Genomic DNA, 20,241 nt, shown 5'->3' on the forward strand with positions numbered 1-20,241 from the left:
ATGGTCACCAAGTCTTTCCCATCCATTCAACGGAGCACTCCATGTCCTACCTCCTGATGATCCTCGTCGACCTCCTCGCAGTCGGCATCCTGACCTTCGCCCTCTACTTCCGTCGGCACCACCGCCGTGACCTCGTGGTGGCGTTCCTCGGTGTGAACGTGGGGGTTCTCGCGGTCTCGATGGTGCTGGGTTCGACCACGATCGGCGCGGGCCTCGGCCTCGGGCTGTTCGGCGTGCTGTCGATCATCCGGCTGCGGTCGGATGAGATCGCCCAGCACGAGGTGGCCTACTACTTCTCGGCCCTCGCCCTCGGCCTCCTGGCCGGCCTCACGGCCGCACCGAGTGTGCTGAACATCGGTCTCATGGCCCTCATCCTGGCCGTCATGTTCGTGGGCGACAGCACGCAGCTCTTCAAGCGCCACCGGCAGCAGAGCATGCAGCTGGATCGGGCGTTCACTGACGAGGCGGCTCTCGTGGCCCACCTCGAGCGGCTGCTCGGTGGCACGGTGAAGCAGGTGCAGGTGAAGCACCTCGATCTGGTCAACGACACCACCCTCGTCGATGTGCGGTTCCAGCTGCCCTCGACCTCGACCTCGACCTCGGGCGCTCTCGCACCCTCACTCGACAAGGCGGTGGCCCGATGAGCGTGGGCGAGGCCATGGCGCGGCTGCAGGAGCTCGAGCCGATCGGACTCGACGAGCTCGTGCAGCGCGCGGCCCTGCAGACCCGCATCGACCGCAAGTACGTGCTCCCGGCGACCGCCCTCCCCTCGGTGGCGGAGGGCCTCGCCCCCGGCACCCGGGTGCTCGAGATGCACGGCATCCGCGGCTTCCGCTACGAGTCCGTCTACTTCGACACCCCGCAGCTCACGAGCTACTGGATGGCGGCCAGGCAGCGGCGTCACCGGTTCAAGATGCGCACCCGCTCCTACGTCGATTCGGCCGACACCTACCTGGAGGTCAAGACCAAGGGCGCCCGCTCGGCCACCGTGAAGGACCGGTACGAGTACGACTTCGACCGGCGCGGCATGCTCGATGAGGGCGGTCTCGACTACGCCGAGAGCACGCTCTCGGCCGCCGGCTTCACCGGACTGCCGCTCGATTCCCTGGCTCCCACGCTCGTCACGCGGTACCGACGCACGACCCTCCTCGTGCCGGGGGCTGAGGGCGAGAGCCGCGCCACCATCGACACCCACCTCGACTGGGCGGTGGACGACCGGCACCGGGTGCGCACCCCGGGCATCGTGATCATCGAGACGAAGTCCGCCTCGCACGCCTCGCACGTCGATCGCATCCTCTGGGCCCAGGGCCACCGGCCCGCGACCATCTCGAAGTACGGCACGGGACTCGCAGCCCTCCGGCCCGAACTGGCCTCGAACAAGTGGTCTCGCATCCTGCGCCGTCACTTCGCCTCCGCCGACCCCATGACCCACTCGACCTCTCCCACCCCCGAACAAGGAGCACCCCATGAAGCCTTCGCGTAGACCCCACGTCTTCCCTCTGCTGGCCGGAGGGATCGTGACCGTGAGCCTGCTCGCCGGCTGCGCCACCGTGGCCGCCCTCGACACCTCATCGACCTCCGACGACACCACGGCCACCACGGTGTCGGATGCCGCCTCCGGCTCCGACGTGAGTCAGAACGCGGCCGCGGTGCTCGCCGCGAACGACGACGTGCACGAGTTCACCGATGACGCCTCGGGTGACGACAACGCCACCACCATCTCGCTCGAGGGGGGGACCGCCACGGTGACGGCCGGATCGACCGGCGACTCCTCCGCCGCGGGCGTGACCGTCGACGGCAGCACCGTGACGATCACCGCCGCCGGCACCTACCGGGTCACCGGCTCGCTCGACGACGGTCAGCTCGTGATCGACAGCGCCGCCGAGGGCACCGTGCGGGTCATCCTCGACGACGCCACCATCTCGAGCTCGACCTCGTCGGCCATCGATGTGGTCGCGGCCGACGAGGTCGTGCTCGTGCTCGCCGACGGCACCACGAACTCACTGAGCGACACCTCCTCCTACGCCGACACCGACGAATCCAACGCCGCGCTCTACAGCGCCGCCGATCTGCTCATCACGGGCGATGGCGCGTTGAACGTCACGGGCCGAGGCAACGACGGCATCACCGGCAAGGATGCGCTCGTGATCGAGTCCGGCGACATCACCGTCGATGCGGTCGACGACGGCATCCGCGGCAAGGACTACCTGGTCGTCACCGGGGGGACCCTCATGGTTACCGCCGGCGGAGACGGCCTGAAGTCGGACGACGACGAGGATGCGACGCGCGGCTACGTCGACCTGAGCGGGGGCGATGTCACGGTCACCGCCGGTGACGACGGGGTGCAGGCGCAGACGGATGTGGTGGTCACGGGCGGCACGCTCGACATCACGGCCGGCGGCGACGCTTCGGCCTCGACCGACAGCGCGTCGACCGACAGCGCCACCACCGACAGCGCTGAGGACGACACCACGTCGAACGGCATCGCGAGCGAGGTGATCACGGTCGTGGAGGGCGGTGATGTCACCGTCGATGCCGCCGACGATGCCGTCAACTCGGCCGCCTATCTGCACGTCGTCAGTGGAACACTGGCCGTCGACGCGGGCGATGACGGGCTGCACGCCGACACCGGTCTGCTCATCGACGGTGGCACGGTCGACGTGCTGAGCTCCTACGAGGGCATCGAGTCCGCGCACATCACGGTGGCGGGAGGCGCGGTGGCGGTCACGTCTAGCGACGACGGCCTCAATGCCGCGGGTGCCAGTGCCGAGGCCTCTGCCGGAACCGGAGCCGAAGCCGAAGCCGGCGGCATGGGTGAGGCGGCCGGCGACTACTCGGTCACGGTCTCCGGCGGCACCCTCACGATCGACGCGGGGGGAGACGGGCTCGATTCGAACGGCACCGCCGACATCACGGGCGGCACCGTGGTGGTCAACGGTCCCACCGACAACGGCAACGGTGCGCTCGACGTGAACGGCGAGTTCACCATCTCGGGCGGCGTGCTCCTCGCGGCGGGCAGCTCGGGAATGGCGGTGTCGCCGAGCGCCGATTCGAGCCAGGGCTGGATCTCGGCGAACCTCGGCTCGGAGGTCGACGCCGGCACCATCGTGCAGGTCGTGGCCGAGGACGGTTCTGTCGTGGCCTCCTTCGAATCGAGCAAGGCGTTCCAGAACCTCGTCTACTCCTCCTCCGCCGTGGCCACGGGTGCGACCTATAGCGTCTCCGTGGGCGGCACCGTCAGCGGCGACCTGCTCGGAGGCCTCGGCGAATCCGGCAGTGCCGACGGTGCGACGGTCTCGACCACCGTGACGGCGGGCGAGGCGACCCAGGGCACGATGGGCGGCGGCGGCGGAATGGGCGGAGGGGCGCCCTCGGGCGGCCGTCCTGCCTCCGGCGGTCAGTAGGGCCTCCGGATGCGGCGCCCTCGACCCGTCAGATCACGGGTCGAGGGCGCCGCTCGCCGGTTTCTCGGTGAGGGTCATCCGCACGCCGGGCCGGAGACGGAGTCGGCGCTCGCTGTGGCGTTCCCCCCCCCCTCGTGGCTCACTCTTCTTGCTTCAGGCCGAAGTGGGCGGCGAAGAGGGGGGCCAGCTCGGCGACCTGCTGGGCATTCATGGTGGCGCCCTTGAGGCCTTCCAGGCCTGTGAGGCTCTGGAGGTCGAGGCCTCGGAGGTCGACGTGGGTGAGGGTCGCTCTGGTGAGGTCGAGGCTGCCGACGCGGGTGTCGGCGAAGGATGTTCGGTGGGCGGTGGCGCCGCCAAGGTCGAGTTCGTCGATGGTGCAGTTGGTGAAGAGCACGTCGTGCAGCGTGGCGCCGCGCAGGTTGAGGTAGCCGAGCTTGCAGTCGACGAGGTGCACCGACTGCCAGTCCGTCTCGTAGAGCTCGGCCGATCCCCACCGCGACCCGGAGATGCGCACGTCGCGGAACCGCGACCGCGGGGCCGTGAAGACGGGCGCGTTGAGCCGCTCGATGCGGGTGTCCACGAAGCTCGCCGAGCGCAGGTCGGTCTCGTTCGCCGACAGCTCCACGAACTCGCACTCGAGGAACGAGACGCCGGCGAGATCGCGACCGCTCACGTCGGCCTCGCGGTAGCTCAGGCCGTCGTAGCTCTCGTGCGCCTCAAGCGCACCGGCGTCGCCCTCCCCGAGATCCCCGAGGCGGATCTCGTCGATCACCGGCGCGAGAGTCGAAGGTCGTCTGGCCATCCCTCCATTGTGCCGCGCACCGCCGACACCATCGTGACAATCGCGGATGCGCTCGGCCCGCCCGCGCTACCATCGGGTGTGAGCGACATCCGGGGGGAAAAGGGCGACGAGTCTCGCCTGCGCGCCGAGGCCGACGCCTCTCTGATCCAGCGGCGGATGGCGCTCGAGCGGTGGCGCACCGTGGGCGTCGCGATGCTGGTCTTCGGGGTGGTCATGATCGGCCTGGGTCTCGCCACGTTCGGTGTCGATCCGACTCGACCCTTCTCCTGGGTGCCTCTTCTGGTCCCGGTGGTCTTCGTGGCCATGGGTGTCACGCGGCTCGGTCGCGCCCTGAAGCAGCTCGCACGCTTCACCGCGGAGTTCGGCGTCGACGCCGGTAGACGCCGGCCCGTCTCGCGCTGAACCAGGGGCCCGATCCGCCAGGTGGGCGGGGCTGTGCGGGGTCAGAGGGTGATGTAGGTGCCCTGGGTGGTCGTGCGGATGTTGGCGGACGCGCCCGTGTAGGAGCCGCGGATGCGGTCGGTGGGGGTCGCGTAGGCGGTCGGGGCGATGTAGCCGCCCTCGAGGGTCTGGTCGGCTGTGCGTGCCGTGACGTAGCCGCCGATGATCGGGGTGGGGAGGTCGGCGTTCTGCCCGGTGGAGTGGAGGGCGTGCTCGGCGTGCGTCACGAGGTTCGTGCGGGCGCGGGTGCGGATGCGGAGGCGGCTGCTTCGGGTGGTGGTGAGGGGGATGGAGGCGGTGGAGGTCGACATGAAGCGGGTTCCTTCTGGTGTGCGGTGGGTAGGTCTGGTGGGCGGTTGTGCGGTTGTGCGGTGATGCGGTTGGTCGTTGGAGAGCGCCCAGGGGAGGGGCGCGAAGCGGGCGCGCAGAAGAGGCGGGCGCCGTCTGGATGACGGTGCCTCGGAGGGGCGGCTGGCTGCCCGGGTCTAGGTCGCCTCGAGCTCGGCGAGGGCTGTTCGGCAGTCGGCGCACAGCCCGGTGAAGGTCACCTCGGCCGCGAACACACTGAAACCGGAGGTGTCCGACGGGGTCAGGCAGGGTGCTTCCCCGACGACGCAGTCCACATCCCGCAGATCGCCGCAGCGCACGCAGACCACGTGGTGGTGATTGTCGCCCACCCGGCACTCGTAGAGAGCCGGCGATCCGGCGGGATCGAAGCGGCGCACGAGCCCCGCCCCGGTGAACGCGTTCAGAACCCCGTACACCGCTTGCGTCGATGTGCCGGGGAGCTCCTCCCGCACCCCCACGAAGACCTGCTCCGCGCTCGAGTGCGGAGCCTCCTGCAGCATGCTCAAGACGGCGAGCCGCGGAGCCGTGACCTTCAACCCCGCCGCGCGAATGCGCTCAGCGAGCACCTCGCGCGCAGCAGTACCAATGGCCATACCCCAACCCTACACGTTGTTTTGACCAAACCAAATCAAACCATCCGGGGTGGGAAGGTCGTTGTGGCGGTGAGTCCGTTGGGGAGGGTCGGGGTGAGGGTGAAGTCGGCGCGGTGGGTGTCGGCGATCGCCGCGACGATGGCCAGTCCCAGACCCGCACCACCGCTCGTGCGCAGGCGAGCCCGGTAGAACTGCTCGGTGAGCAGCGGGATGCGGTCGGGCGGCACGACATCGCCCGAGTTCTGCACCGTGAGTCGAACGCGACCGTCGGGGAGCACGGCGGTGGCGACGTCCATGCGACCGCCCTCGTGGTTGTGGGTGACGGCGTTCCTCAGGAGGTTCGCCACCAGATCCCGGATCAATCGAGGGTCGCCGGTGACCATCGCGGGTGCGAGCCGCTGGGTGACGGTCAGATCCTTGGCCGCCGCCCGCTCGGCCACCACCTCCAGCTCCTCCGCCACGATGCCGGCCAGGTCGGCGATCTCGTCGGTCGCCGGCTGTCGGCCCTCGGCGAGTCCGAGCAGAGCGGCGGTGGTGGCCGACATCGACTCGACCGTGGCCAGCAGCCGCTCGAACGTCTGCCTGGTCTCGGGGCTCGTGGTCTCGGGCGGCTCCCGGAGCGCAACCTGCAGCATCGTCTTCATCGTGGCGAGCGGTGTGCGCAGCTCGTGCGAGGCGTTCGCCGCGAACAGGGCCCGACTGCTGAACGCCGCCTCCAGGCGGGAGAGCAGCACGTCGAAGGTGTCGGCGAGCGACCGGATCTCGTCGTCGGGGCCGGTGAATCGCACCCGGGTGTCGAGCGAGGTCTCATCCACCTGCCGCACGACGCGATTGAGGCGCTGGAGCGGCCGGAGCATCCACCCGGCCACGAGCCAGCTCGCCAGAGCACCGAGGCCGGCGATCACCAGTACCGTGGCGATGGCCACCTGATAGAGCAGATCGATCAGGGCCCCGTTCATGAGCTGCACCGTCAGGTTCACCGCCGCGATCATGGCGAGCCCGGTGCACACGAGGAGCACCGTGTAGGTGAGGGCGAGACGGTTGCGGATGCTGAGCCCCGCCCGACGCTCGCGGCGCGCTTCAGCCACGACCGTCGTCCATCCGGTAGCCGACCCCGGCCACGGTCTCGATCGGATCGGGTGCGCCGAGTCGTTTGCGCAGACTCGACACGGTGGTGCGCACGGTGTTGGTGAACGGATCGGCGTTCTCGTCCCACGACTTCTCGAGCAGCGTCTCGGCGCTGATCACTCCGCCGTCGGCCTCCATGAGCACGGCGAGCACCGAGAACTCCTTGCGACTGAGCCGCACGAACCGACCGCCGCGGTACACCTCGCGACGGAAGGGATCGAGGCGGATGCCGCCCAGCTCGAGCACGGGAGGGCGCGCGGGGGCGTTGCGGCGGTGCAGCGCCCGGAGCCGTGCGACCAGCTCCTCGAACTCGAACGGCTTGACGAGGTAGTCGTCGGCCCCGAGCTCCAGCCCACCGACGCGGTCGCGGAGGGTCGAGGCGGCCGTGAGCATGAGGATGAGCGGGGCGCCGGGCTGCCCGGCCAGTCGGCGGCAGATCTCGTCGCCGTGCACGACGGGCAGGTCGCGGTCGAGAACGAGCGCGTCGTAGTCGTTCTCGGCGATCTTCTCGAGGGCCGTGGCGCCGTCGGCGGCGACATCCGCGGCGAAGGCCTCCAGGCGAAGCCCCCGCTGGATGGCCTCGGCGAGGAACGCCTCGTCTTCTGCGATGAGGACTCTCATGGCCGCTCCCGTCTCGTCTGCCGTCTCCGGCCGGTCGCCCCACCCAACCACAGCGAGCATCAAGAAAACGTCAGGGATTCCTCTGGCGTCGACGCCACATCGGACTGGGTTGGATCGGATCACGAACACCGGTTCGGAACGATCGGATCGCCACCACCCCCTAGGAGATCACCATGAAGAAGAACACCACCCTCGTCACCGCCGCCTTCGCCGCGTGCGCGATGGCGCTCATCACGGCCGGACTCGCCGCCCCCGCGGCCTTCGCCACCACAGAGCAGACCGCGCCGACCGCGCAGACTGTGCAGACCGAGCAGTCCGTGCCGCCCGTGCCCGCCGTGTCGCCGACCCCTGCGGTCGACTACGAGCAGCCCACGCCGCCCACCGCCGAGCAGCTCGCCGCGGCGGGCCTCACGGTGAAGGGACTCACCATCACCCCCGGCGTCGACTCCTACACGGTCACCGCGGAGTCGATCAGCCTCGCCAACGGAGCCACCGACGCCGTCTTCAGCATCGGAGACAACCGCGCCCACAACGGCGGCGTCAACTACACCGACTGGGTCGACATCACCGCCGACAACAACGGACGCGGGTACAGCACCACCATCCCGATCGGCGACGGCGACTACACCGTGACCGTCAGCGCCGGGTCGAGCGCCCCCGACGGCAGCCCGCTCCTCGGCGAGCTTTCGCAGGAGGCCGTCTCGGTCCCGGCGGAGTAGCAGGCCATGAGGGCCCGGTCGCGCCACGGCTGCGACCGGGCCCACCCCTCCCGGCGCGTATCCGGAGCACCACCGCGGTACATCCCCTCACCCGGAGGGCGGGGGTGTGACCGGGTGCTTCTGGATGTGGCGGTAGACCACCGACGTGCGCACATCCGCCACCTCGCGCCGCTGCGTGAGCTCGTCGATCACGAAGGCGTAGAGGTCGTCGTTGTCGCGCACGGCCACGTGGATGATGAAGTCCTCGTTGCCCGTCGTGATGAACACCCCGAGGGTCTGATCGAGGTCGCTCACCCAGTCCCGGAACGCCTCGATGACCTCGCGCGACGGCGGCCGGATGCGCACCGACACGAGCGCCTGCACCCCTCGGCCGATCGCGGCCAGGTCGACGTCGAGGATCGTCTGCTTGATCACACCCCTGCTGCGCAGGCTCCGCGTCCGGTCGAGGGCGGTGGTGGGGGAGACGCGCACGGCGGCGGCGAGGTCGCGATTGGTCATCCGTGCATCCGACTGCAGAACACGCAGAATCCGGAGGTCGAGCTCGTCGAGCACCACGGATGCGGGTCTCTTCTGGTCATTCATACGGCAAGTCTGCGGCAGAGCACGAGATCTGCGTACATTCGAGACCGCTGGCCGCACGGGCGGTCAGGGAGGAGAACCATGCAGACCACCCCCGAGAGCGAGCCGATCGGCTTCGCCCCCCACGAGATCGACACCGCCGCGAGCACGCGCGCGGCCCGGCTCAAGTGGGTCGTGGTGGTGAACGACTCCCTGCCGCCGGGCCGGGCCCTCAACGCGGCCGTGTGCGTGAGCGCCGCGACCGTCTCCGGTGTGCGCGGCCTCATGGGCCCGCCGACCCTCGACGCCGACGGCATCGAGCATCCGGGGCTGCCGTGGATCGGGTGCACGGTGCTCGTGGCCGACGACGCGACCCTCCGCACCCTGCGCCGCAAGGCCGAGGCGCACGAGGGCACCTTCGTGGCCGACATGCCGGCCGTGGCCCAGGAGATCCGTGTCTACGACGAGTACGTGGCCGCCATCACGGGAGCCGCCCCGGATGAGGCGGAGTACCTGGCCGTGAGCATGGTGGGCCCGAAGAACCGCATCGCCAAGCTCGTCGACGGCCTGCCGCTCATGCCCTAGCGCTCGAGCCTCGAGCCTAGAGCCGCACGATCAGCACGAGCAGGCAGATGGCTCCGATCAGCACGAGGCCGATGCCCGCCACGCGCGCCAGCAGCAGATCGAAGGCCGTGACCTCGCCGGGCCGCGCCCGCCACAACCGCGCCCGCAACCGGGCGAAGGGCCGGGGGAACAGCAGCACCACCACACCCCACAGCAGCAGCACCCCGCCCAGCACGCCGAGCAGCGCCGGGTCGTAGTCCCTCTGCATCCACATCGCGGATGCCTACTTCTGGGTGAGGGTCACGTTCAGGCCGGCGTCGGGCCGGTGCTCCCAGGTCGCCGACATCCCGTTCCACTCGGCCGACTGGGGCCCTGCGCCCACGGTGGAGCTCATCTGCTCGAGCGCGTCATCCGAGACATCGGTCTCCACGAGCACGCACACGAGGTCGGCGGCGTCGAGCCCCTCGACCTCGGCATCGCCGGTGGTGTCGAGCGCCACCGAGCGGCCGTCGTCGGCGACTGCGGCGTACGGATTGCCGGTGAGTCCGCAGTACGACACCGCGGCATCGATCTTCGACGGTGCGGTCGCCGCCGTCACGATCATGCTCACGACCGCCACGAGGATGATGACGACCACGAGAGCCGCCCCCGCGAGCAGCCACCGGCGCCGCACGAACCTCTGCCTGGCCGGGTCCCTGTCGGCGGCGATGGCCGAGCCGTCCTCGCTCTGGAACAGCCGCTCCATCTCGCTCCCACCGGACTCGTCGCGGGGCGTCTCGCTCGTCATGCCCCCAGGCTACCTCGGGCGCCTCCGTGAGTCCCCCATGGTCAGGGAGCACGCGCATCCGCTCTGCGATCGAACTCCGTCCGCGCCGCGGCGATGGCGGGGAGATGGGTGACGGCCCAGGCGGCGAGGGCCTCGGCGGGTCCGATGAGCGTGCGGCCCGTGGCGGTGAGGCTGTACTCGACCCGCGGCGGCACCTCGGCGTGCACGGTGCGGGTCACGAGGCCATCGCGCGCCAGGTTCTTGAGCGTGAGCGTGAGCATCCTCTGCGAGATGCCGGGAATGTGCCGCTGCAGCTCGCTGAAGCGGAGCGTGCCCGAGCGCAGGGTTCCGATGATGAGCAGCGACCACTTGTCGCCGACCCTGTCCATCAGGTCGCGGATCGCCCGCCCGTCCTCCGTCTCGAGACACCGACCCTCGTACCCCGTCAGCGCGGGCTCCGCGCCGGCGACAGTGCTGCGATCCATGACTCCGCTCCTCCCGGGCAGGCACACCCATGTGCCTTTTGTAGGCCGTCCCCCGATGACTGATGATGGGGCTGCTAACAAACAGTAACCCCGAAGGAGCGTCATCATGCCCACCATCGCCATCATCGGAGCGGGCCCCGGACTGGGCCTCTCCCTCGCCACGACGTTCGGCCGCCACGGCTACAGCGCCGCACTCATCGCCAGGAACCCCGCGAAGCTCGACGCCCTCGTCGCCGAGCTCACCTCTCACGGCATCCCCGCCGCGGGGTTCGTCGCCGACACCAGCGACCACGCCGCGCTCGCCGACGCCCTCGCCCAGGCCAGGGCCCACTTCGGCAGCGTCGACGTGCTGGAGTTCTCGCCCTACGCGGCGGGGCCGGGCTCGATGGTCAGCCCCACCGACGTCACGGTCGAGAACCTCCGCCCCGTGCTCGACACCATGCTCCTGGGCGCGGTCGCCGCCGTACAGGCCGTGCTCCCGGCGATGGTCGATGCCGGCCACGGCACGATCGTCTTCACCGCGGGCAGCGGGTCGATCCACCCCGTCCCCTTCTTCGGCACCCTCAACACGGCCCAGGCCGCCACACGCAACTGGGCCCTCAACCTGCACGGACAGCTGGTGGGCTCGGGCGTGCACGTCGCCCACGTCGCCATCGGTGTGTCCATCGGTGAGGCAGCGCCCGCCGAGGGGTATCCCTTCAAGACTCCGGATGAGATCGCCGCCGCGTACTGGGATCTTCATGCCGAGCGGAGCGCCGCGGAACTCGTTATCTCGTAGCCGTAGCCGTAGCCGTAGCCGTAGCCGTAGCCGTAGCCGTAGCCGTCGGAGTCGGCCCGTCTCGGCGCCCCGCTCCGGATGGACATGGCTGCGCTCAGGAGGATGGCGGGAGCGCCGGCGTGAGGTGGGCGGTGAAGAAGGCGGCTACGAGGGCGAGGTTGGCGGGGGAGTCGAAGGCGTGGTCCTCGTGGCCCGCCCCTGCCACGATCAGGAGCGACGACTGCGCCCCCGCCCGCGAGAGCGCATCGTGGAACGCCTCGCTCTCGGAGCGGGGCAGCACCCGGTCGCGGTCGCCGTGCGAGATGAGGAACGGCGGCGCGTCTGCTGAGACCCTGAAGAGCGGGCTCGCGGTGCGGGCGAGGTCGACGACCCCGTCGATGGTCTCCGCTCCGAAGAGCGGTGGTTCGATGGGCGGCTCCAGCAGGATCTCCTCCAGCCAGGAGCGATGCGCGCCGTTCACGAGGTCGACCGGCCCGAACCAGTGCACCACGGCCTGCACGGCGCTCGACGTCTCGGGCGGGCCGCCCGTCGTCCCCTCCCACTCCGGATCGTTCTGGGTGAGGGCGGCGAGCGACGCCAGGTGCGCGCCGGAGGTGGCGCCCCACAACCCGATCCGCTCGGTCGCGAGCCCGAGCTCGGCACCGTGGGCGCGCAGCCACCGGATGGCGCCCTTCACGTCGTGCAGAGCGGCCGGGAACAGCGCCTGGTCGAGCAGGCGGTAGTTGATGGAGGCGACGGCGATCCCGTGCCCGGCGAACCGAGGGAACCGGGTGTCGGAGCCGAGCGCCTTGTCGCCCTTCCTCCACGCGCCGCCGTGCACGAACACCACGACGGGCACGGGGCCCTCCATGTCGGGCCGGTAGAGGTCGAGCCCGAGCTCGACCCCTCCCTCCGTGGCGTACACGATGTCCCGCTCCACGACGACGCTCATCCGCCCGGTCCCCTCGTCTCCGCTCCGGAACGGCCCCGGATCACGCTCCCGACACCGTAACAACGCGTCGTTTCGGGCGTGTGACGGGGCCCCGGGGTCGGCCACCACCGGGCGCGGGCGCCTGCTGCGGCACCCGCGCCCGTGCGGGGTGGGGGCTCTACTTCCAGTCGGGGTTCATGCCCTCGGGGTAGCGGGAGCCGAAGCCGCCCTCGGGGAGGATCTCGAGGATGCGGGCGAGATCCGCCTCGGTGAGGGTGAGGTCGGCGGCGCCGACGTTCTCCTCCACGCGGGCGGCGCTGCGGGTGCCGGGGATCGGCACGATGTGCTCTCCCTGCGCGAGCAGCCACGCGAGGGCGAGCTGCGCCACCGTGGCGCCCTTCGAGGAGGCGAGTTCGGTGAGCTGGCGGGTCGCCTCGAGGTTCTTCTCGTAGTTGCCGGGCTGCCAGCGGGCGTCGCCGCGGCGCATGTCGGTCTCGTCGTACTCGGCGGCCGGCTTGGCGCTGCCGGTGAGGAAGCCGCGGCCGAGCGGCGAGTAGGGCACGAAGCCGATGCCGAGCTCGGTCAGCACCGGGAAGAGCACCTCGACCTCTCGCTCGAAGAGCGAGTACTCGGTCTGGAGCACTGAGACGGGCTGCACGGCGTGGGCGCGGCGGATGGTCTCCGGGCCTGCCTCGCTGAGGCCGAAGTACTTCACCGTTCCGGCATCGATGAACTCCTTGACGGTCCCCGCGACGTCCTCGATGGGCACCTCCGGGTCGACGCGGTGCTGGTAGAGCACGTCGATCTGGTCCACGCCGAGGCGCTGGAGGCTCTTCTCCACGACCTCGCGGATGTGCTCCGGACGGCTGTCGAAGCCGTAGTCGGGGGTGAAGCCGAACTTCGTGGCGATCACGATCTCGTGGCGGAATGGCTTGACGGCCCGACCCACGATCTCCTCGTTCGCGCCCCAGCCGTAGAGCTCGGCGGTGTCGAAGAACGTCACGCCCAGGTCGTGGGCCTTCTGGATGGCGGCGATGCCCGCTTGCTCGTCGCCGGGCCCGTAGGCGAGCGAGATGCCCATCGAGCCGTAGCCGATTGCGGAGGTGCTGAGGCCCTGCTGGCCGAGAGTGCGCGTCTGCATGAGTTCCCTTTCTGTCGTGGCGGTGGTTGCGATCGGTGATCGATGCATCCAATGTGCAGTCTATGCCTTGCATGACAGTCACTGTCACAACGTGCGCTGTATGCTCAGGATGTGAGTGAACGTTCGACATCGGGAAGCGGGTTGCGTCAGCGCACGCGGGATGCCGTCCGGGAGCAGATCGCGGCGGTCGCCCTCGTGATGTTCGACGAACAGGGGTTCGACGAGACCACCGTCGACCAGATCGCGACTGCTGTGGGCATCTCTCCCCGAAGCTTCTTCCGATACTTCGCCTCGAAGGAGGACGTTGTGCTCGGCGACCCCATGGTCTATGGGGAGCCCGTTCGCCGGCGTCTCGCGGAGGGCCTGGCGTCGATGCCCGTGTGGGAGGCCCTGCGGTGGGGCTTCGAGGCGGTCACCGAGACCGTCGAGGCGGATCCGGAGTGGGGGCTCCGGGCGATGCGGGTGATGATCCGCACGCCCTCCCTGCGCGCTCGCAACACCGAGAAGCACCTGGCCTGGCTGACCGTGCTCGAGCCCCTGGTCGCCGACGCCCTCGACGGGCCCGAGGCCGACCGGCACTACCGCGCACGGGCCGTCACTCTCTGCGCCCTCACCTGCCTCGACGTCTCCTCGGCCGAATGGGTGCACCGCGACGGCGCCACGACCTCCCGCGCCCTCCTCGACGAGGCCTTCCTCCTCCTCAAGCCCGCCACCCTGATTCCCTGAGGTTCCGGCGGCGCCGGCCGGCCACCTCTCGCAGAGCCTCCGGGCGACGCAGTAGGCGTTCGCGGCGACCGTCACCGAGCTCTACGACGAGGCCCAACTCGACATCCTCGCCCGAGCCAGCACCCTCGCAGCCCGCCAGGCCACCCCACCGCCCCCGACAAACGTGAGCGATCCTCTAGACTGAGGCCCGTCAAAAGCAGAACCCCGGCCGTGTGATCGGTCCTCCGAGGAGGACTACAGGGACGGATCCGGGGTGTTCCCGCCAAGCCTAGAGGGGATGCCGCGAGTGGTCAACGCGTCGGACTGGGCGTTCTACGAACGGCACTTCGCGGAGCGCCGGCTCCGCCACTACGCCTCGGAGTGAGGCGGCGATCGGTCGCGAGCCATGCTCCTCTACGACTGGAACACCGAGATCTCGGCTGCGTTCTGGGAATCGCTGGCCTACCTCGAGGTCGCCCTGCGCAATGCGCTCGACAACCGGATGACCCAGATGCACGCAGCCAAGGGCCGACCCGGTCACTGGATCTTCGACGATGCGCGTGAGCTCGGTCGAGACGGCCGCGGGCCGAACAGGCACAAGTACCCCTACGAGGACATCGCCACGGCGATCCGCCGCGTCCGGACCAACCGGCAACCCGTCGATCCAGGTCAGATCATCTCCGAGATCTCCTTCGGGTTCTGGCACCAGATGGTCTCGAGCCGCCAGCGGTTCCTCTGGCCAGACCTCGTCGCCGCCTTCCCAGGCAGCCCCGACCGCCGGCAATCGACGGTGCACGACCCGATCGCCGGGCTCCGGGCCTTCCGCAACAGGATCGGTCATCACCATCGGATCTGGTCGTTGGACATCCCCGCGCGGTACGCAGACCTCCTCACCGTGGCCGGCTACCTCGACGTCGACCTCCCGGGATGGATCGACACGCGTTCCCGGGTGACCGCGGTTCTCGCCGCGCGGGGCGGGAGTCGGGTGGGGTACTGTGCGTGCTCCTGGCCGGGCGACTGGCCCTGAGCCGGGTCGTCGGCGTGTCGTTCGGAGTTCACGCGGCAGCCCCATTGTGATCGATCACATTCCCAGGTACGTTCAGAGGGTAGTGATAGTGACCGCTTAGTTCCAGGCCATTCGTCATCCGGCCTGAACGTCTCAAAGAGGAGAACGTATGCGTTGTTCGGTGGCAGCAGCCCACTAGAAGTCCCACCCGCACCCCACGAGGATCCACGGCCGACAGAAGTCGGTCATCCCATCTGCACTCCCGTCCGAGGTCGACGGTTCGAGGCATCCCACCGCAGAGCGGTGCCGTCGTCGTGCCTGCGCGCCCTCGAACGGGTCACCCCCCCCCAGAGGAGACAACGAAGTGACACATCAGAGAACACCGGTCGGCGATCGGCGGGGAAGGCCCGTCTCGCGCGTGGCCGCACTCCTGGGCGCAGCAGCGCTCGTCGCGTCGACGGTGACCGCGGCCGGCGCGGCCGCAGCAGCCCCCGCCGAGCCCGACGCCCCCACGGCCATCATCACCAACGGGACCTTCGAGGCCGGTATCGACGGATGGACGGCCCCCCTCGGCGGCACGCTCTCCGAGAGCGCGGATGCCAAGACGGGCACGAAATCCCTCGCCATCAGCGAGCGCTCGACCTTCCAGTCCGGGCCCACCGCGACCGTCACGGGCCTGCTGAGCACCGAGCAGTCGTACGACCTGAGTCTCTCGCTCAAGTTCGACACCGGCCGTGCCACCCAGCTCTTCAACGTCGTGCTCTGCACGTCGACCCGGAGCCGCTGCGACGTCGTGGCCTCCACCACGGCTACCGCAGGGGCGTGGTCCACGATCGAGCAGTCGTTCACACCGCTCGCCGACAACTACGACATCATGTTCGTCGAGACCCCCTGGAACACCGAGATCCAGAGCTTCGTCATCGACGACGTGGCCCTCACCACGGAGGGCGACGCCTCCGCCGTGGTCGAGCCGCCCGCGGTGCCCGGCAACCTCCTCCCCGACGGCCGATTCGTCTCCGACACCACCGGGTGGACCAACACCCGAGGTGGCGAGCTGGCGCTCTCCGACGACGCCGCGAGCGGTGCGCACTCCCTGCAGGTCTCCGCGCGGGAGAACACCCAGTCGGGGCCGTTCGCCGATGTCGAAGGCGCCATGGAGCTCGGTGCGTCCTACCGCATGACCGGGTCGCTCAAGTACGAGGAGGGCAACGCCACCCAGCAGTTCAACTTCACGTTCTGCCCCTCGAACTTCAACGGGTGCATCGACACCGGCAACACGTTCACGCAGGGTGAGTGGGGCACGTTCTCGCAGGAGTTCACCGCCGAGGCCCGCCACGTGGGTGCGTCGTGGTTCTTCATCGAGACGCCCTGGGGCACCGACGCGCTGCAGGACTTCCTCGTCGACGACCTGTCGCTCGTAAAGATCGCGGATGCACCGGCCGAGCCGGAGTTCACGAGCCTCGAAGACGTGCAGACGAAGCCGATCGGTGACCACAACCCGCTCGTCGGCCACGAGTTCGGTGCCGACCCGCACCACCTCGTCTACAACGACCGTCTCTACATCTACTCGACCGACGACACGCAGCAGTACGACCTGAACAGCAAGGACGAGAACGGCCTGCCGACGCAGTCGAACGGCTACGGCGGCATCACCCAGCTCAACGTCATGTCGACGAGCGACATGGTCAACTGGGTCGATCACGGATCCGTGCCGATCGCCCGAGAGGGTGGGGCGGCACCGTGGGCCCGCAACTCGTGGGCTCCGGCCGCGATCGAGAAGGACGGCAAGGTCTACCTCTACTTCTGCGACAGCGGAACCGGAACGGCCGTGGTCGTGGGCGGTTCTCCGCTCGGCCCGTGGGACGACCCGCTGGGCGAGAAGATCATCCCCGACACCGTGTCCGAGGAGTACATCGAAGGCGGCGGATTCCCCGCCGGTATGTGGCTCTTCGACCCCGAGGTGTTCATCGACGACGACGGCCAGGCCTACATGTACTTCGGTGGCAACTCGCAGATCGGCACCGCGCCGAACGTGCAGGGGCCGCAGAACCCGAAGTCGACCCGCGTGGTCAAGCTGAAGGACGACATGGTCACCCTCGACGGCGACCCCGTGGAGATCGACGCCCCCGGCATGTTCGAGGCCTCGACCATGTTCAAGCGCGGCGACAAGTACTACTACTCGTACTCGTCGAACTTCCAGGTGAACGAAGTGCCGGGCGAGTACCCCTCGCGCGGTGCGATCGCGTACATGATGACCGATGACCCGATGGACCTGTCGGCATCGAAGTACGCGGGAGTCGCCTTCCAGAACCAGAGCCAGTTCTTCGGAGCGGGCAACGGCGGCAACAACCACTCCGACATGTTCAACTACAAGGGCGGCACGTACTTCACCTACCACGCCCAGACACGAGGAGCGGCCTGGGCGGAAGCGCTCGGAACCCCCGGGGCGACCCAGGGCTACCGTTCGGTGCACATCGACGAGCTCGAGTTCAACGACGACGGCACCATCAAGCCGATCGTCGGAACCCGCGCCGGCGTGGACCAGGTCGAGAGCTTCGACCCGTACCGCACCTTCGAGGCGGAGACGCTCGCGTGGCAGCTCGGCATCAGCACGGCTGTGACGGAGGCGGCTTCGGTCGAGTTCCCCGAGCACAACGCGAGCGGCAACATGGTGCTCTCGGCCGTGGACGACGGCGACTTCTCCGGCATCTCCGGCGTCGACTTCGGCGCGGGCGCCGAGACGGTGTCGGCTTCTGTGAAGCCGCTCGTCGCGGGGGGCAGCATCCAGGTGCGTCTCGATGACGTGGACGGCGCCGTCGTGGCGGAGATCCCCGTCGACGGGACCGTCGGCGAGTGGACGACCGTCTCGGCCGACGTGACCGGCGCGACCGGGGAGCACGACGTGTTCTTCGTCTTCGCCGGACCCGAAGGAGCCGACCCCGAGGCCGACCTGTTGGAGGTCGACAACTGGGCGTTCGCCGGTGCTGACGAAGAGCCCGGTGAGGAACCCGGCGAGGGCGAGGAGTTCTCCGCTGAGCTGTCCCGCACCGAGCTCAAGGCCGGCGAATCGGTCACCGTCACCGCACGCGGTGTCGAGGCGACCGAGGTCGAGATCGGCATCGAGAGCGAGTACCGCGCTCTCGCCACGGCAGAGGTCGTGGACGGACGACTGGAGAGCACCGTGGTGATCCCCGCCGACACCGTGCCCGGAGCGCACTTCATCGTGCTCCGCGACGGTGAGACGGAGCTCACGCGACTGCCGATCACCGTTCTGGCGGCGAATGTCGACAACGGGCCGGGAACGGGTGGTGGCCAGGGTGACGGCAGCGGCCCGGGCACCGGCAGCAACCCGGGCCCTGGTGCGGGCGCAGGAGGCGGCAGCGGTTCGCTGGCGCAGACAGGAACCGACGGTGACGCGATCACCGCCGCGGTCTGGCTCGGAGCGCTCGCGCTCGGCTCCGGCTTCTGGCTGCTGTTCCGCACCCGCCGAGGAGGTGTGCGCAAGGCGGCTCACACCGACTAGCGCGCATCCCGCCTGAGGGCGGCACGCACCACTGATCGGCCGGTCCATCTCTTCGCCACGGCGCGGAGGTGGGCCGGCCGATCCTTTTGTGCCCGCGGGCGTCGACTTGGGTCTCCGAGCCGCCATGACCGCCGCCGCCACCCCCACCCCCGACGCGCACCGCTCACCGCTCACCGCTCACCTCGAGGTGAGGTCGGGGTTCAGGGGCTGGCGCGGAGGGCTGCTACTGCTCTGTCGTAGAGGGTCGGGAGGTCGGCCGTGCCGCCTCCGCGCACCCAGAGTTCGCCGGCCACGTCGAGGCAGGCGATCGCGCCGGCGACGATCGCGGCGGGGGCCGGATCCGTCGTGTCGTCGTCGGCGAGCCCGAGGCGCCCCCGGATGTCGGGCACAAGCAGCGACTGCCAGTGCAGGTGCTTCTCGATGCTGCGGGCCCGCAGCGACGGCGTCTCGTACATCATCGTCGCGATCTTCAGCGTGACCCCTGGCTCGACATCCAGCGCCTCGATTGTCTGCAGGGCCTGCCGGAGCGCATCCCAGGGCCCCACCGTCGAGGGCACCCGCTCGAGCGCAACACGCATGAGCTCGCCCTGGCTCGCGAGGTCGCCCAGAACGATGTCCTCCTTGGTGCCGAAGTAGCGGAAGAACGAGCGGCGCGAGATGCCCGCCGTCGAGGCGATCTGATCGATCGTCGTCTGCTCGAACCCCTGCTCCAGGAACAGCCGCATCGCCACACTCGTGATCTCCGCATACGCCGCTTGACGCGACCGCTGCCACAACGTCGACTCGGTGCTCATCCCACGATCGTAGCCTAAATGCCTGCTTGACACTGAGTGCCACCTAGGCATACATTTCCACCGGATGCAGATCGCGCCCCCAACCCCTCGACTCCTGGAGCAGCTCATGCCCGCAGTGGACTACCCGACACACACCGTGCTCATCACCGGAGCGTCCTCAGGCATCGGCGCGGCCTTCGCCCGCGCGCTGGCCGCTCGAGGGGCCGACCTGGTGCTGGTCGCCCGACGTCGGGATCGCCTCGACGCACTCGCCACCGAACTCCGGCAGGCGCACGGGGTGGCCGTCACCGCCGTCACCCAGGATCTCGGATCGCCGTCGGTGGGTGCCGAGCTCTCGGCCGCGGTGGCCGCGACAGGGCTCCGGATCACGGGCGTGATCAACAACGCCGGCTTCGGCACCTTCGGTGATTTCGTGGACGAGGATCCCGAGCGGCTCGGCCAGGAGATCGCCGTCGACATCAGCGCGCCCGTGCAGATCAGCTCGGTGTTCCTCCCCGACATGATCGAGGCGGGCAGGGGATTCCTCATCAATGTCGCCAGCATGGCCGCGTACACACCCACCCCTCGCATGGCCGTCTACGGAGCGGCGAAGGCGTTCGTCCTGAGCTTCACCGAGGCGCTCTGGGCCGAGACCCGAGCATCCGGAGTCACCGTCTTCGCGCTCTCACCCGGCGCCACGAGCACCGAGTTCAACACCGTGGTCGGCACCGACGACGCCACCGCAGGAGCCAGGATGCGCACACCCGACGACGTCGTCGCCACCGCGCTCGCCCACCTCGAGCGGCGCGACCCGGGCCCGAGCGTGATCGACGGCCCCTCCAACCGGATCGGCGCGAACATCGGCCGCATCATGAGCAGGCGCCACGCCGCCACCCTGATGCACCGCCTCACCGACCCCGCGCGCCGCACCCGCACCTAGTCCGCTCCACTTCTGCCCCTGCCTCTGCCTCTGCCT

Annotated in this window: 24 protein-coding genes; 11 read left to right on the forward strand and 13 right to left on the reverse strand. The window is 69.5% G+C overall.

The genetic code is table 11. The annotated features are described in order from the left end of the window. Positions 1-41: 41 nt before the first annotated feature. From ACEXQC_RS17140 to ACEXQC_RS17150, 3 genes are read left to right on the forward strand one after another with little or no spacing between them, the layout of a single operon-like run. Positions 42-644, forward strand: coding sequence for a DUF4956 domain-containing protein (locus ACEXQC_RS17140; RefSeq protein WP_374825176.1), 603 nt, complete (start codon positions 42-44; stop codon positions 642-644). Continuing rightward, entirely contained in the window at positions 641-1,483 is an 843-nt protein-coding gene (locus tag ACEXQC_RS17145) for a polyphosphate polymerase domain-containing protein (protein ID WP_374825178.1), read from the forward strand. The genes ACEXQC_RS17140 and ACEXQC_RS17145 overlap by 4 nt, the downstream gene beginning before the upstream one ends. Next, entirely contained in the window at positions 1,467-3,404 is a 1,938-nt protein-coding gene (locus ACEXQC_RS17150) for a carbohydrate-binding domain-containing protein (RefSeq protein ID WP_374825180.1), read from the forward strand. Before ACEXQC_RS17145 ends, ACEXQC_RS17150 begins: the two co-directional genes overlap by 17 nt. A gap of 139 nt (positions 3,405-3,543) precedes the next feature. On the opposite strand, the gene ACEXQC_RS17155 is transcribed toward ACEXQC_RS17150, so the two are convergent. Next, a complete protein-coding gene (locus tag ACEXQC_RS17155; protein WP_374825182.1) occupies positions 3,544-4,206 on the reverse strand; it encodes a pentapeptide repeat-containing protein in 663 nt (220 codons plus the stop codon). A 78-nt stretch (positions 4,207-4,284) separates the two neighbouring features. Here ACEXQC_RS17155 and ACEXQC_RS17160 point away from each other — a divergent pair, with 78 nt between their 5' ends. Beyond that, on the forward strand, positions 4,285-4,608 hold the full coding sequence (locus ACEXQC_RS17160; protein WP_374825184.1) for a hypothetical protein: 324 nt from the start codon (positions 4,285-4,287) through the stop codon (positions 4,606-4,608). 41 nt (positions 4,609-4,649) lie between these two features. Here the strand turns inward: ACEXQC_RS17160 and ACEXQC_RS17165 are convergent, their stop codons facing one another. From ACEXQC_RS17165 to ACEXQC_RS17180, 4 genes are all read right to left on the reverse strand, one after another. Continuing rightward, positions 4,650-4,958, reverse strand: a complete 309-nt coding sequence (locus ACEXQC_RS17165) for a hypothetical protein (RefSeq protein ID WP_374825186.1) — start codon at positions 4,956-4,958, stop codon at positions 4,650-4,652. A gap of 174 nt (positions 4,959-5,132) precedes the next feature. Beyond that, positions 5,133-5,588 (reverse strand): Fur family transcriptional regulator, encoded by a 456-nt coding sequence (locus ACEXQC_RS17170; RefSeq protein WP_374825188.1) that lies wholly within the window; start codon positions 5,586-5,588, stop codon positions 5,133-5,135. A gap of 35 nt (positions 5,589-5,623) precedes the next feature. Continuing rightward, on the reverse strand, positions 5,624-6,676 hold the full coding sequence (locus tag ACEXQC_RS17175) for a sensor histidine kinase (protein ID WP_374825190.1): 1,053 nt from the start codon (positions 6,674-6,676) through the stop codon (positions 5,624-5,626). After that, positions 6,669-7,337: a response regulator transcription factor gene (locus tag ACEXQC_RS17180; protein WP_374825192.1), complete on the reverse strand. Its 669-nt coding sequence runs from the start codon at positions 7,335-7,337 to the stop codon at positions 6,669-6,671. The genes ACEXQC_RS17175 and ACEXQC_RS17180 overlap by 8 nt, the downstream gene beginning before the upstream one ends. A 173-nt stretch (positions 7,338-7,510) precedes the next feature. Here ACEXQC_RS17180 and ACEXQC_RS17185 point away from each other — a divergent pair, with 173 nt between their 5' ends. After that, positions 7,511-8,056, forward strand: a complete 546-nt coding sequence (locus ACEXQC_RS17185; RefSeq protein WP_374825194.1) for a hypothetical protein — start codon at positions 7,511-7,513, stop codon at positions 8,054-8,056. 87 nt (positions 8,057-8,143) lie between these two features. On the opposite strand, the gene ACEXQC_RS17190 is transcribed toward ACEXQC_RS17185, so the two are convergent. Continuing rightward, complete coding sequence (locus ACEXQC_RS17190) at positions 8,144-8,638, reverse strand: Lrp/AsnC family transcriptional regulator (RefSeq protein ID WP_374825196.1); 495 nt, start codon at positions 8,636-8,638, stop codon at positions 8,144-8,146. 78 nt (positions 8,639-8,716) lie between these two features. Here ACEXQC_RS17190 and ACEXQC_RS17195 point away from each other — a divergent pair, with 78 nt between their 5' ends. Further along, the gene (locus tag ACEXQC_RS17195) at positions 8,717-9,199 is read left to right on the forward strand and encodes a DUF2000 domain-containing protein (RefSeq protein ID WP_374825197.1); all 483 of its coding nucleotides are present in this window, start codon (positions 8,717-8,719) and stop codon (positions 9,197-9,199) included. Between the two features lie 16 nt (positions 9,200-9,215). Here the strand turns inward: ACEXQC_RS17195 and ACEXQC_RS17200 are convergent, their stop codons facing one another. From ACEXQC_RS17200 to ACEXQC_RS17210, 3 genes are read right to left on the reverse strand one after another with little or no spacing between them, the layout of a single operon-like run. Then, on the reverse strand, positions 9,216-9,452 hold the full coding sequence (locus ACEXQC_RS17200; protein WP_374825199.1) for a DUF6199 family natural product biosynthesis protein: 237 nt from the start codon (positions 9,450-9,452) through the stop codon (positions 9,216-9,218). Between the two features lie 9 nt (positions 9,453-9,461). After that, positions 9,462-9,965, reverse strand: a complete 504-nt coding sequence (locus tag ACEXQC_RS17205; RefSeq protein WP_374825201.1) for a hypothetical protein — start codon at positions 9,963-9,965, stop codon at positions 9,462-9,464. Between the two features lie 41 nt (positions 9,966-10,006). Next, complete coding sequence (locus ACEXQC_RS17210; protein WP_374825203.1) at positions 10,007-10,429, reverse strand: winged helix-turn-helix transcriptional regulator; 423 nt, start codon at positions 10,427-10,429, stop codon at positions 10,007-10,009. A 106-nt stretch (positions 10,430-10,535) separates the two neighbouring features. Here ACEXQC_RS17210 and ACEXQC_RS17215 point away from each other — a divergent pair, with 106 nt between their 5' ends. After that, positions 10,536-11,207 carry an SDR family NAD(P)-dependent oxidoreductase gene (locus tag ACEXQC_RS17215; protein WP_374825205.1) on the forward strand — a complete coding sequence of 224 codons (672 nt, stop codon included), beginning with the start codon at positions 10,536-10,538 and terminating at the stop codon, positions 11,205-11,207. On the opposite strand, the gene ACEXQC_RS17220 is transcribed toward ACEXQC_RS17215, so the two are convergent. From ACEXQC_RS17220 to ACEXQC_RS17230, 3 genes are all read right to left on the reverse strand, one after another. Beyond that, entirely contained in the window at positions 11,168-11,293 is a 126-nt protein-coding gene (locus tag ACEXQC_RS17220) for a hypothetical protein (protein ID WP_374825207.1), read from the reverse strand. The genes ACEXQC_RS17215 and ACEXQC_RS17220 overlap by 40 nt on opposite strands. A gap of 8 nt (positions 11,294-11,301) precedes the next feature. Continuing rightward, positions 11,302-12,138, reverse strand: a complete 837-nt coding sequence (locus tag ACEXQC_RS17225) for an alpha/beta hydrolase fold domain-containing protein (RefSeq protein ID WP_374825209.1) — start codon at positions 12,136-12,138, stop codon at positions 11,302-11,304. A gap of 157 nt (positions 12,139-12,295) precedes the next feature. Beyond that, positions 12,296-13,258, reverse strand: coding sequence for an aldo/keto reductase (locus ACEXQC_RS17230; protein ID WP_374825211.1), 963 nt, complete (start codon positions 13,256-13,258; stop codon positions 12,296-12,298). Between the two features lie 111 nt (positions 13,259-13,369). On the opposite strand from ACEXQC_RS17230, the gene ACEXQC_RS17235 reads away from it, so the two are divergent. The 3 genes from ACEXQC_RS17235 to ACEXQC_RS17245 all read left to right on the forward strand — a co-directional run bounded on the left by ACEXQC_RS17235 (position 13,370) and on the right by ACEXQC_RS17245 (position 18,492). Then, positions 13,370-13,984 (forward strand): TetR family transcriptional regulator, encoded by a 615-nt coding sequence (locus ACEXQC_RS17235; protein ID WP_374825213.1) that lies wholly within the window; start codon positions 13,370-13,372, stop codon positions 13,982-13,984. Positions 13,985-14,369: 385 nt separating this feature from the next. Further along, the gene (locus ACEXQC_RS17240; protein ID WP_374825215.1) at positions 14,370-14,990 is read left to right on the forward strand and encodes a hypothetical protein; all 621 of its coding nucleotides are present in this window, start codon (positions 14,370-14,372) and stop codon (positions 14,988-14,990) included. A gap of 397 nt (positions 14,991-15,387) precedes the next feature. Then, positions 15,388-18,492: a family 43 glycosylhydrolase gene (locus ACEXQC_RS17245; protein ID WP_374825217.1), complete on the forward strand. Its 3,105-nt coding sequence runs from the start codon at positions 15,388-15,390 to the stop codon at positions 18,490-18,492. Between the two features lie 200 nt (positions 18,493-18,692). Here ACEXQC_RS17245 and ACEXQC_RS17250 read toward each other — a convergent pair whose 3' ends face one another. Beyond that, positions 18,693-19,286: a TetR/AcrR family transcriptional regulator gene (locus ACEXQC_RS17250; protein ID WP_374825219.1), complete on the reverse strand. Its 594-nt coding sequence runs from the start codon at positions 19,284-19,286 to the stop codon at positions 18,693-18,695. A 106-nt stretch (positions 19,287-19,392) separates the two neighbouring features. Between ACEXQC_RS17250 and ACEXQC_RS17255 the strand changes: the two genes are divergently transcribed. Next, positions 19,393-20,205, forward strand: a complete 813-nt coding sequence (locus ACEXQC_RS17255) for an SDR family NAD(P)-dependent oxidoreductase (protein WP_374825221.1) — start codon at positions 19,393-19,395, stop codon at positions 20,203-20,205. Positions 20,206-20,241: the final 36 nt, after the last annotated feature.

The organism is Herbiconiux liukaitaii (genome assembly GCF_041927495.1).
GTDB classification, from domain to species: domain Bacteria; phylum Actinomycetota; class Actinomycetes; order Actinomycetales; family Microbacteriaceae; genus Herbiconiux; species Herbiconiux liukaitaii.